General features: G+C 72.5%; 7 protein-coding genes. 3 read left to right on the forward strand and 4 right to left on the reverse strand.

The features are described 5' to 3' along the window. The first annotated feature begins 10 nt into the window (after positions 1 to 10). From IFT72_RS04550 to dxs, 3 genes are all read left to right on the forward strand, one after another. Positions 11 to 820, forward strand: coding sequence for a DUF3159 domain-containing protein (locus IFT72_RS04550; RefSeq protein ID WP_056054557.1), 810 nt, complete (start codon positions 11 to 13; stop codon positions 818 to 820). 156 nt (positions 821 to 976) lie between these two features. Beyond that, positions 977 to 3,808 (forward strand): aconitate hydratase AcnA, encoded by a 2,832-nt coding sequence (gene acnA, locus IFT72_RS04555; protein WP_192045667.1) that lies wholly within the window; start codon positions 977 to 979, stop codon positions 3,806 to 3,808. 118 nt (positions 3,809 to 3,926) lie between these two features. Beyond that, positions 3,927 to 5,867, forward strand: a complete 1,941-nt coding sequence (gene dxs / locus IFT72_RS04560; protein WP_192045668.1) for a 1-deoxy-D-xylulose-5-phosphate synthase — start codon at positions 3,927 to 3,929, stop codon at positions 5,865 to 5,867. 132 nt (positions 5,868 to 5,999) lie between these two features. Here dxs and IFT72_RS04565 read toward each other — a convergent pair whose 3' ends face one another. The 4 genes from IFT72_RS04565 to IFT72_RS04580 form a co-directional block, all read right to left on the reverse strand. Continuing rightward, a complete protein-coding gene (locus tag IFT72_RS04565) occupies positions 6,000 to 8,147 on the reverse strand; it encodes a 3-hydroxyacyl-CoA dehydrogenase NAD-binding domain-containing protein (RefSeq protein ID WP_192045669.1) in 2,148 nt (715 codons plus the stop codon). Then, positions 8,144 to 9,349 (reverse strand): thiolase family protein, encoded by a 1,206-nt coding sequence (locus IFT72_RS04570; RefSeq protein ID WP_192045670.1) that lies wholly within the window; start codon positions 9,347 to 9,349, stop codon positions 8,144 to 8,146. The genes IFT72_RS04565 and IFT72_RS04570 overlap by 4 nt, the downstream gene beginning before the upstream one ends. 72 nt (positions 9,350 to 9,421) lie before the next feature. Beyond that, a complete protein-coding gene (locus IFT72_RS04575; protein WP_185232581.1) occupies positions 9,422 to 10,723 on the reverse strand; it encodes an HRDC domain-containing protein in 1,302 nt (433 codons plus the stop codon). 49 nt (positions 10,724 to 10,772) lie between these two features. Continuing rightward, on the reverse strand, positions 10,773 to 11,369 hold the full coding sequence (locus IFT72_RS04580) for a DUF3000 domain-containing protein (protein WP_167259123.1): 597 nt from the start codon (positions 11,367 to 11,369) through the stop codon (positions 10,773 to 10,775). Between the last annotated feature and the right edge of the window lie 31 nt (positions 11,370 to 11,400).

An 11,400-nucleotide genomic window follows, 5' to 3' on the forward strand; every position in this document is an offset into this window, starting at 1 on the left:
GACCGAGCCCGTGAGCACGCCCGGCCTCGGCGACGCCGACGACCTCCGCGCGACCGGCACGCCCGTCGGCGACGGCGAGGCGTCGCCTCTCGACGACCCTCGCGTCTCGCTCTCGGCCCAGCTCCGCTCGGCGGCGCAGCGTGCCGGCATCGGGCAGGTCGCGCCCGGCGAGGTGCCCACGGCGTCGGCGCTCCTCTCGGCGATCGGCGGCGTCCGCGGCCTCGTCGAGTCGATCGTCCCCGGCCTGGGCTTCGTCGTCGTCTACGCCGTGACGCGCGACGTGCTCCCGTCGGTGCTGATCCCGGTCGTCGTGGCCCTGGCCTTCGTCGTCGCCCGCGCCGTGCAGCGGGGCCCCGTGGCCCAGGCCCTGGCCGGCGTCCTGGGCATCGCGATCTCCGCCGCGATCGCCCTGCTCAGCGGTCGCGCCGAGGGAAACTTCGTCCCCGGGCTCGTCATCAACGCCGTGTCGCTGCTCGCCCTCCTCGCGAGCGTCGTGGTCCGCTGGCCGCTGATCGGCGTCGTCGTCGGCCTCCTGACCAACGAGGGCTCCGCCTGGCGCGGCGACCGCGCCAAGCGTCGCGTCCTCACCCTCGCGACCGTCCTGTGGGCGGGGCTCTTCGCCGCCCGGCTGGCGGTCCAGCTCCCGCTCTTCTTCGCGGGCCAGATCACCGCCCTCGCGACCCTGAAGCTGATCATGGGCGTGCCCCTCTACGCGGGCCTGCTCTGGGTCACGTGGCTGCTCGTGCGGACGGTCTACCGGGGCCGAGCCGAGGCCGAGGTCGGCGACGCGGCCGCCGAGGGCGATCCGCAGCGCTCCTGACCGCTGTTCCGCGACTCCTGGTGGTACCGTTGTCTCGACATCGAGATACATCGACGGCCACGGCCGCTCGCGGTCGATCGACTTAGGCTGGCCTCGCTGGTGCGGCTCCGGGTCGGGCGACCATGATGAGGGCGTAGTCAGCAAGGGAGACGGCACGTGTCTGCAATCAACAGCTTCAGCTCGAAGGACAGCCTGACGGTCGGCGCGACCGAGTACGAGGTCTACCGCATCGACGCGGTCGACGGCTCGGCCAGGCTCCCGTTCAGCCTCAAGGTCCTCCTCGAGAACCTCCTCCGCACGGAGGACGGCGCCAACGTCACGCGCGACCAGATCACGGCGCTGGGGGAGTGGCAGCCCACGGCCGACCCCGACACCGAGATCCAGTTCACCCCGGCGCGCGTCGTCATGCAGGACTTCACGGGCGTGCCGTGCATCGTCGACCTCGCAACCATGCGCGAGGCGGTGTCGGCCCTCGGCGGCGACCCGACGAAGATCAACCCGCTCGCCCCCGCCGAGCTGGTCATCGACCACTCGGTCATCGCCGACCTCTTCGGAAGCGAGAACGCACTCGAGCGCAACGTCGAGATCGAGTACGAGCGCAACGGCGAGCGGTACCAGTTCCTCCGCTGGGGCCAGACGGCCTTCCAGGACTTCAAGGTGGTGCCGCCCGGCACGGGCATCGTCCACCAGGTCAACATCGAGTACCTGGCCAGGGTCACGTACAGCCGCGACGTCGCGGTCGAGGGCGGCGGCACGGTCCTGCAGGCCTACCCCGACACCCTCGTCGGCACCGACTCGCACACCACCATGGTCAACGGCCTCGGCGTGCTGGGCTGGGGCGTCGGCGGCATCGAGGCGGAGGCCGCGATGCTCGGCCAGCCCGTGTCGATGCTCATCCCCAAGGTCGTCGGCTTCAAGCTCCGCGGCTCGATCCCCACCGGGGTCACCGCCACCGACGTCGTCCTGACGATCACGCAGCAGCTCAGGGCCCACGGCGTCGTCGGCAAGTTCGTCGAGTTCTACGGCGAGGGCGTCGCCGAGGTCCCCCTCGCGAACCGCGCCACGATCGGCAACATGAGCCCCGAGTTCGGCTCGACCGCCGCGATCTTCCCGATCGACGACGTGACCCTCGACTACCTCCGCCTCACCGGGCGCTCCGACGAGCAGATCGAGCTCGTCGAGAAGTACTCCAAGCTCCAGGGCCTCTGGCACGACCCGTCGGTCGAGCCGGTCTTCAGCGAGTACCTCGAGCTCGACCTGGCCACCGTCGTGCCCTCGATCGCCGGGCCGAAGCGCCCGCAGGACCGCATCGAGCTCACCGCGGCCAAGAGCCAGTTCGAGGTCGACCTCGAGAACTACGCGACGACCGACCACTCGCACGTCGACGCCGCGGTCGAGGGCACCTTCCCGGCCTCCGACCCCATCGGCTTCACCGCCGAGGACGACGACGAGGCGCAGCCGCACAGCATCTCGCACACGTCGCACGCCCCGGCGAAGGTCTCGAAGCCGACGTCGGTCGAGCTGGGCGACGGCTCCACCTTCACCCTCGACCACGGCGCCGTCGCGATCGCGGCGATCACCTCGTGCACCAACACCTCGAACCCGTCGGTGATGCTCGCCGCGGGCCTGCTGGCCCGCAACGCCAGCCAGAAGGGCCTCAAGGCCAAGCCGTGGGTCAAGACCACCCTCGCGCCCGGCTCGAAGGTCGTCACCGACTACTACGAGAAGGCCGGCCTCACGACCTACCTCGAAGACCTCGGCTTCTACACCGTGGGCTACGGCTGCACGACCTGCATCGGCAACTCGGGCCCGCTCCTCGACGAGATCTCGTCGGCCGTGCAGGAGAACGACCTCGCCGTCACGGCGGTCCTCTCGGGCAACCGGAACTTCGAGGGCCGCATCAACCCCGACGTCAAGATGAACTACCTGGCGAGCCCCCCGCTCGTCATCGCCTACGCGCTGGCCGGCTCGATGAACTTCGACTTCGAGTCCGACCCCCTGGGCACGACGCCGGAGGGCGACGACGTCTACCTCCGCGACATCTGGCCCGACGCGGCCGAGGTCCAGTCGACCATCGACTCGTCGATCGACACGGGCATGTTCACCCACGAGTACGCGGGCGTCTTCGACGGCGACGAGCGCTGGAGGTCGCTGCCGACGCCCACCGGCGCCACCTTCGAGTGGGACTCCGAGTCGACGTACGTGCGGAAGCCCCCGTACTTCGAGGGCATGACCCTCGAGACGACGCCGGTCAGCGACATCAGCGGGGCACGGGTGCTCGCGAAGCTCGGCGACTCGGTCACCACCGACCACATCAGCCCGGCGGGCTCGATCAAGGTCGACAGCCCCGCGGGCCGGTACCTCGACGAGCACGGCGTCGACCGCAAGGACTTCAACTCCTACGGGTCGCGACGCGGCAACCACGAGGTCATGATCCGCGGCACGTTCGCGAACATCCGCCTGCGCAACCAGCTCCTCGACGGGGTCGAGGGCGGCTACACCCGCGACTTCACGCAGCCCGACGCGCCGCAGTCGTTCATCTACGACGCGAGCGCGCGCTACCAGGAGCAGGGCACGCCCCTGGTCATCCTGGGCGGCAAGGAGTACGGCTCCGGCTCGTCCCGCGACTGGGCGGCCAAGGGCACGAGCCTGCTCGGCGTCGCGGCGGTCATCACGGAGAGCTTCGAGCGGATCCACCGCTCGAACCTGATCGGCATGGGCGTCGTGCCGCTGCAGTTCCCCACGGGCGAGAGCTGGGAGTCGCTCGGGCTCGACGGCACCGAGTCGATCAGCATCTCCGGCCTCGAGCAGCTGAACGAGGGCGTGACGCCGAAGACGGTCCGTGTCGTCGCCGAGCCGACCGAGCACTCCGCCGCCGGCGCTCAGACGATCGAGTTCGACGCCGTCGTTCGGATCGACACCCCCGGTGAGGCCGACTACTACCGCAACGGCGGCATCCTGCAGTACGTGCTGCGCAGCCTGGTCTAGCCCGCACGAGGAGCCCCCACCCGCGTCGCCGACGCCCGGTGGGGGCTTCCGGCGTTCTCGCCGGGTCGACGCATAAACTGAGCCCGGCTGCCTCCGGGTAGGCGGAAAGGAAGCCGGCATGAGCATTCTCGAGACGATCAGCGGTCCGCGTGACCTCCTCGCGTTGACCGACCAGCAGATGGTCGACCTCGCGACGGAGATCCGGGCGTTCCTCGTGGCGGAGGTCAGCAAGACCGGCGGCCACCTCGGGCCGAACCTCGGGGTCGTCGAGCTGACGTTGGCCATGCACCGCGTGTTCCGCTCGCCGCACGACGCGTTCGTCTTCGACACGGGCCACCAGTCGTACGTGCACAAGCTCGTGACGGGCCGACAGGACTTCAGCGGTCTCCGCCTCCGGGGCGGACTCGCGGGCTACCCGCAGCGCAGCGAGTCGGAGCACGACATCGTCGAGAGCTCGCACGCCTCCAGCAGCCTCTCGTGGGCCGACGGCATCTCGCGCGGCTTCGGCCTCACCGGCCAGTCCGACCGCCACGTCGTCGCCGTCGTCGGCGACGGCGCGCTGACCGGCGGCATGACGTGGGAGGCGCTGAACAACATCAGCGACGACAACGACCGCCGCCTGATCATCGTCGTGAACGACAACGGTCGGTCGTACGCCCCCACCATCGGCGGCATGGCGCGCTTCCTCAACACGGTGCGCACGCGGAGCACCTACCGCGAGATGCACATGGGCAGCGAGGCCGTGTTCGACCGGCTCGGCCACCCGGGTCGCGCGTTCTACCGCGGCGTGCGGGGCGGGCTGCACGGCTTCCTCAGCCGCTTCACCAACAACGAGGCGCTCTACTCGAACCTCGACATCAAGTACATCGGCCCCGTCGACGGCCACGACCAGGTCGCGATGGAGGAGGCCCTCCACCAGGCCAAGAACTACGGGGCGCCGGTCATCGTCCACGCCATCACGGAGAAGGGGCGCGGCTACGACCCCGCCCGCGCCGACGTGGCCGACCAGTTCCACGCGGTCGGCCAGATCGACCCCGAGACCGGCGAGCCGCTCGAGACGACCGCCGCGCCCTCGTACACGAGCGTCTTCGCGGACGAGATGGTCGCCGTCGCCGCCGAGGACGAGACCGTCGTCGGCATCACCGCCGCGATGCTGCGGCCGGTCGGGCTGCACAAGATGGCCGAGCGGTTCCCCGAGCGGGTGCTCGACGTCGGCATCGCCGAGCAGCACGCGGTCACCTCCGCCGCGGGGCTGGCCTACGCCGGGCTCCACCCGGTCGTCGCCCTGTACGCCACCTTCGTCAACCGCGCCTTCGACCAGGTCCTGATGGACGTCGGCCTGCACCGGGCGGGCGTGACCTTCGTGCTCGACCGGGCGGGCGTCACCGGGCCGGACGGCCCGAGCCACCACGGCATCTGGGACTTGGCGCTGCTCCAGATCGTCCCGCACATCCGGCTCGCCGCGCCCCGCGACGCCACGCGCCTCCGGGAGGAGCTCCGCGAGGCCGTCGCCGTCACCGACGCCCCGACGGTCGTGCGCTTCTCGAAGGGCACGGTCGGCACCGAGCACGAGGCCGAGCGCCGGCTCGACGACGGCGTCGACGTCCTCTCGAGCGACGAGCGCCGCGACGTGCTGCTCGTCTGCGTGGGGCCGATGGCCTCCGTGGGGCTCGAGGTGGCCGAGCGCCTCGCCGCACAGGGCATCGGCGCCACCGTGGTCGACCCGCGCTGGGTCGTGCCCGTGGCCCGGTCGATCGTCGACCTCGCCGCCGACCACCGCCTCGTCGTCACGATCGAGGACGGCGTCCGGGTGGGGGGCATCGGCACCCGGGTCCGACAAGACCTCCGACAGGCGGGCGTCGACACGGCCGTGACCGAGCTGGGCCTGCCCGACGAGTTCCTCGAGCACGGCTCACGGGCCCAGATCCTCGAGGAGGCGGGCCTCACCCCCCAGCACATCGCGCGGGACGTCGTGGCGCAGGTCCTCGGGAGCAAGATCCCCGTGGCCCGCCCGCTCGACGACGCCGACGAGCGTCGGGTGGACGCCCAGCACGACTGACCGACACCGGCGTCCGCGCCGGCTCGGCTCTCCTTGGCGCCCGTCCGGCCTCGGCGGGCCGCGCCGACAGCGTCGGAGGGCCCGCCACGACCGTCGTCGTGGCGGGCCCTCCGATCGCCGTGCCCCGTGGCGTCAGGCGTCGACGTACTCCGGCCCGACGATCATCGGGTCGTGGAATGTCGTGCCACGCACGCGGCGGGTCGCCCCCACACGGTCGAGGTACGGCGTCACCCCGCCCATCTGGAACGGGTACCCGGCGCCCAGGATGAGGCAGAGGTCGATGTCCTCCGCCGCCGACACCACGCCGTCGTCGAGCATCCGGCCCACCTCGTCGGCGAGGCCGTCCTCGATCCGGCGACGCAGCTCCTCGTCCGTCATCGCGGTGCCGGGCCCGGCGGCGAGGGCGACCGCCTTCTTGTCGAAGCCCTTGCGGCGGCCCTTGGAGTCCCGCTCGAAGATCGTTCCGTGCTCGGCGAGGCGGTGCAGGCCGTCGCTGGCGAAGAAGCGGTCGGGGAAGGCCGCGTGGTGCGTGTCGAGCACGTGGGCGCCGACCGTGAGGCCGACGAGCTCCAGGAGCTCGAACGGGGTCATCGGGAGGCCGAACGGGGCCGTCGCGCGGTCGACGACCTCGAACGGGGTGCCCGTCTCCACCGCGTGCATGGCCTCACCGAGCAGCTTCGCCAGGATCCGGTTCACCACGAACCCGGGGGTGTCGGCCGTGATGACCGCGTTCTTCCGGAGGGCGGCCGCCGTCATCATGGCGGTGCTGAGGGTGGCCTCGTCGGTGGCGGGCGTGCGCACCACCTCGACCAGGGGCATCACGGCCACCGGGTTGAAGAAGTGGAAGCCGACCAGCCGCTCGGGGTGGCGGAGGCGGGCCCCGATCGCCTCCACGCTGAGCGACGAGGTGTTCGTGGCGAGCACGGCGCCCTCCGCGACCACCGCCTCCACCCGCTCGAAGACGTCCTGCTTCACGCCGAGCTCCTCGAAGACGGCCTCGATCACCCAGTCGCAGTCGGCGAAGTCGGAGAGGTCGGTCGTGCCGGTCACGAGCGCGGAGAGCCGGTTCGACTCGTCGCCCGAGATGCGGCCCTTCGTCGCGAGCTCGACGATCTCGCCGCGGATCCGCTCGACGCCGGCGTCGACCCGGGCCTGGTCGAGGTCGGTGATGACGACGGGCACCTGGAGACGACGGACGAAGAGCAGGGCGAACTGGCTGGCCATCAGGCCCGCGCCGACGACGCCGACCTTGGTCACGGGCTTCGCCAGGTCGCGCGGGGGAGCGCCGGCCGGCTTCTTGGCCCGCTTCTGGACGAGGTCGAACGAGTACATGCTCGCGGCGAACTGGTCGCCCGCGACGAGCCCGGCGAGGGCCTCGTCCTCCGCGGCGAAGCCCGTGGCCCGGTCGGTCGACCGGGCGGCCTTCAGCAGCTCCAAGGCCGCGTAGGGCGAGCGCGCCACCGTGCCGATCTTGCCCTCGAGCGACTTCCGGGCGATCGAGACGGCGGCGTCCCACTTCACCGCACGCTCCAGGCGTCCGGGCACGTGGGGGCGGGCGACCTTCGTCGTACCGGCCACCACGCCGTCCGCCCAGCGGATCGAGTCCTCGAGGAAGGCCGCCGGGCCGAACGCCACGTCGACGATGCCGAGCTCCAGGGCCTGCGCCGGCTTCAGCGTCCGGTTGTTCTTGAGCGGGTTCTCGATGACCACCCGGAGGGCGGCCTCGATGCCGATGAGGTTCGGCAGCAGCCACGCCCCTCCCCAGCCGGGGACGATGCCGAGGAAGACCTCGGGCAGCGCGAGGGCGGCGGCGGACGTGTCGACGGTGCGGTAGTCGGCGTGCAGGGCGATCTCGAGGCCGCCCCCGAGCGCGAGCCCGTTCACGAAGACGAAGGTCGGCACGCCGGCGTCATGCAGCTTGCCGAGGGTGGAGTGGCCGAGTCGAGCGAGCTCGCGGGCGACCTCGCGGCTGGGGATCTGGCTGACCTTGCTGAGGTCGGCCCCGGCGGCGAGGAAGTAGGGCTTGCCCGTGACGGCGATCGCGGCGACCTCGCCGCGCGACGCACGCGCCCGGAGCTCGTCGAGCGTCGCGCCGAACTCGAGCAGCGTCGCCGGCCCGAGGGTGCTCGGCCGGGTGTGGTCCCGGCCGTTGTCGAGGGTCACGAGCGCGAGGACCCCGCCGGAGGGGAGGGGCACGTCGCGGACGTGGCTGTGGGTCACGACCTCGTCGTGGCTGAGCTCGGTGAGGGCCTCGAGGGGGGCGTTCGTGGTCGTGCTCATGCTCGTGCGGCCTTCCGGTCGAAGTGCGGGTTCTCCCAGATGACGCTGCCGCCCTGGCCGAGGCCGACGCACATCGCGGTGAGGCCGTAGCGGACCTCCGGGTGCTGCTCGAACTGGCGGGCGAGCTGGATCATCAGCCGCACGCCGGACGAGGCGAGCGGGTGGCCGACGGCGATGGCGCCTCCCCACGGGTTGACCCGCGGGTCGTCGTCGTCGACGCCGAAGTGGTCGAGCAGCGACAGCACCTGTACGGCGAACGCCTCGTTCAGCTCGAAGAGCCCGATGTCGTCGATCGTGAGCCCCGCCTTGCGGAGCGCCTTCTCGGTGGAGGGCACGGGGCCGATGCCCATGATCTCCGGCTCGACCCCGGCGTAGGCGAAGCTGACGAGACGCATCTTCGGGGCGAGGCCGTACTCGCGCGCGGCGTCCGCCGAGGCGAGCAGGCTGACGGTCGCGCCGTCGTTCAGCCCCGACGAGTTGCCCGCGGTGACCCGCCCGTGGGGTCGGAACGGCGTCCGCAGGCCGGCCAGCGCCTCCATCGTGGTCTCCGGGCGCGGTGCCTCGTCGCGGGTCACGAGGCCCCAGCCCTCGGCCGACGGCACGGCGACCGGCACGAGGTCGGGCTGGATGTGCCCGGCGTCGTAGGCAGCCGCGAGCTTCTGCTGCGACCGCATCGCGAAGCGGTCGGAGCGCTCCTTCGTCAGCTGCGGGAAGCGGTCGTGGATGCGCTCCGCCGTCGACCCCATGTTGAGGGCGTCGCCGCTGACGAGCTTCTCGGTGAGGAACCTGGGGTTGGGGTCGGCGGCGAAGCCCATCGGGTGGCGGCCCATGTGCTCGACGCCCCCGGCGACGGCGACGTCGTAGGCGCCGAAGGCGATGCCGCCCGCGAGGGTGGTGACGCTCGTCATCGCCCCGGCGCACATGCGGTCGATCGCGAATCCGGGCACCGACCGGGGGAGGCCCGCGAGGAGCGCCGTCGTGCGCCCCAGGGTCAGCCCCTGGTCGCCCTGCTGCGTGGTCGCCGCGACGGCGACGTCGTCGACGCGGTCGAGGGGGAGGGAGGGGTTCCGCTCCAGCAGCCCCTTCATGGCCTTGACCACGAGGTCGTCCGCCCGGGTGCCCCAGTAGACGCCCTTCTCCCCTGCCCGGCCGAACGGGGTGCGGACCCCGTCGACGAAGACGACTTCTGTTCTCTCGGCCACGTTGCCTCCAGTGCTCGGAACTGGTCCGATCCTAGGGAGGCGGCGGGGGCGGGCAGAATCCTTCGCGGATTGCTACGAAGGCTCGGCGGGCTGCGTCTCGGGCTCTTGGTGGGCGTCGACAAAGGCGTCGGCGAGGGGCCCGGCGACGGCCTCGACCTGCCAGGCGCGCGCCCCGAGCTCGGTGAGGGCCGCGGCGAGGGCCTCGGGCTCGAAGGGGATCGGCGGCTCCCAGCAGACCCGGCGGAGGAGCTCCGGCGTGAGGAGGTTCTCGACCGGCAGGTCGAGGCGCTCCGCGATCGCCGCCACGACGGGGCGGGCGTGCCGGTACCGGGCGTCGGCCATCGGTGACTTGTCGGCCCAGCTGCGGGGCGGGGGGAGGGTGTCGCCAGCCGGCCCGCGGTGCGAGGGCAGGTCGGCGGTCGCCTGGCCGCGCTCGACGGCGGCCCACCACCGGTCGAGCTCGCTCCGGCTCGCGCGGCCGACGAACTCGCGGAGGCCGGCCAGGGCGCGCTTGTCGGCCGGCAGCGCCTTCGCGGCGGCGACCAGGGAGGAGTCCGGCACGAGCCGGCCCGCGGCGGTGTCGACCTGCCGGGCGTAGTCGTCGCGCGCGGTCCAGAGCTCACGGGCGACAGCGAGGCCCCGCGACCCGCGCACGGTGTGCAGCCCGGTGAGGCGACGCCAGGGCTCGGCCTTGGCCGGCTTGACCTCGCGGGCGACCGTCGCCGCGAACTCCTGCCGGGCGATGTCGAGCTTGCCGTCACGCTCGAGCAGCTCGGCCATCGCGTCCCGGAGGTCGACGAGCAGCTCGACGTCGAGGGCCGCGTAGACCAGCCAGCTCTGGGGGAGGGGCCGGGTCGACCAGTCGGCCGCGGAGTGCTCCTTGGCGAGGTGGACGCCGAGGAGCTGCTCGACGACGGCCCCGAGGCCCACCTTCGGCAGCCCGGCGAGGCGGGCGCCGAGCTCGGTGTCGAACACGAGGTCGGGGTCGAGGCCGACCTCGCGCAGGCACGCCAGGTCTTGGCTGGCGGCGTGCAGCACCCACTCCTCGTGGCCGATGACGGCCTGGAGCTCGTCGAAGCGGCCGATGGCCGGCGGGTCGAAGAGGAAGACGCCCGAGCCGCGGCGGAACACCTGGATGAGGTACGCGCGCTGCGAGTAGCGGTAGCCGGAGGCGCGCTCCGCGTCGATCGAGATCGGCCCCGTCCCGGCGGCGATCGCCTCGACCGCGGCCAGGTAGCCGTCGCGGTCGTCGATGACGTCCACGTGCCCGTGGGCGGAGTCCGCCGTGGCGACGACGGGGGCCACGGTCACTCGGGGAGCGGCGGCGGCCTCGGGTGAGGGCGTCTCGCTCGGGTCGGGGGTGACGGTGTCCATGTCTCGGCGGTCCTGTTCTCGGCTCGGAGGTGTCGCGGTGGGCGACGGGTCAGTCGCGCCCGACGCGGCGCGACGCGAGGAGGGTGACGCCCTCGACGGTCGGCGGCAGGCCCGCGAGGGTGCAGATCAGTTCGCTCCAGGCCTCGAGGTGCGGTGCGAGGTCGGTGCTCGTCGGCGTCCAGGAGGCGCGCAGCTCGAGCTGCGCCCCCTCGCCCTGGTCGGCGAGGTCGCCGTAGCCGGTCGAGAGCACCTTCGTGGCGGTGCCGGAGGCGGAGTGGTGGGAGGCCCCGCCGGCGGCGAGGGAGTCGACGAGCCACGACCAGGCGACGTCGGCGACGAAGGGGTCGAGCGCGAGGTCGGCCTCGAGCGGCGCCTGGGCGAAGCAGACGACGCGGAAGACGCCGCCCCAGGCCTCCGGGGCCGACTCGTCGTACAGCAGGACGAAGCGGCCCGTGCCGAGGTCGGGGTCGGCGCGGCCCGAGGCGCCCACGACGTCGCCGGCGAGGGCGAGGGCGTGCGGCGCGAGGCCGCCCGGAGCGGGGATCTCGCTCACGGCGAGGTCGTCGCGGGCGACGGCTCGGCGCACGGACTCGACCGCTGCGGCGAACGCGGACGGGGTCGTCGGCGTCGAGGGGGTGTCGGACACCCCAGCAGACTAGGCTCCCAGCTGATCCCGA

The sequence above is a fragment of the Frigoribacterium sp. CFBP 8754 genome (assembly GCF_014841815.1).
Taxonomy (GTDB): Bacteria; Actinomycetota; Actinomycetes; order Actinomycetales; family Microbacteriaceae; genus Frigoribacterium; species Frigoribacterium endophyticum.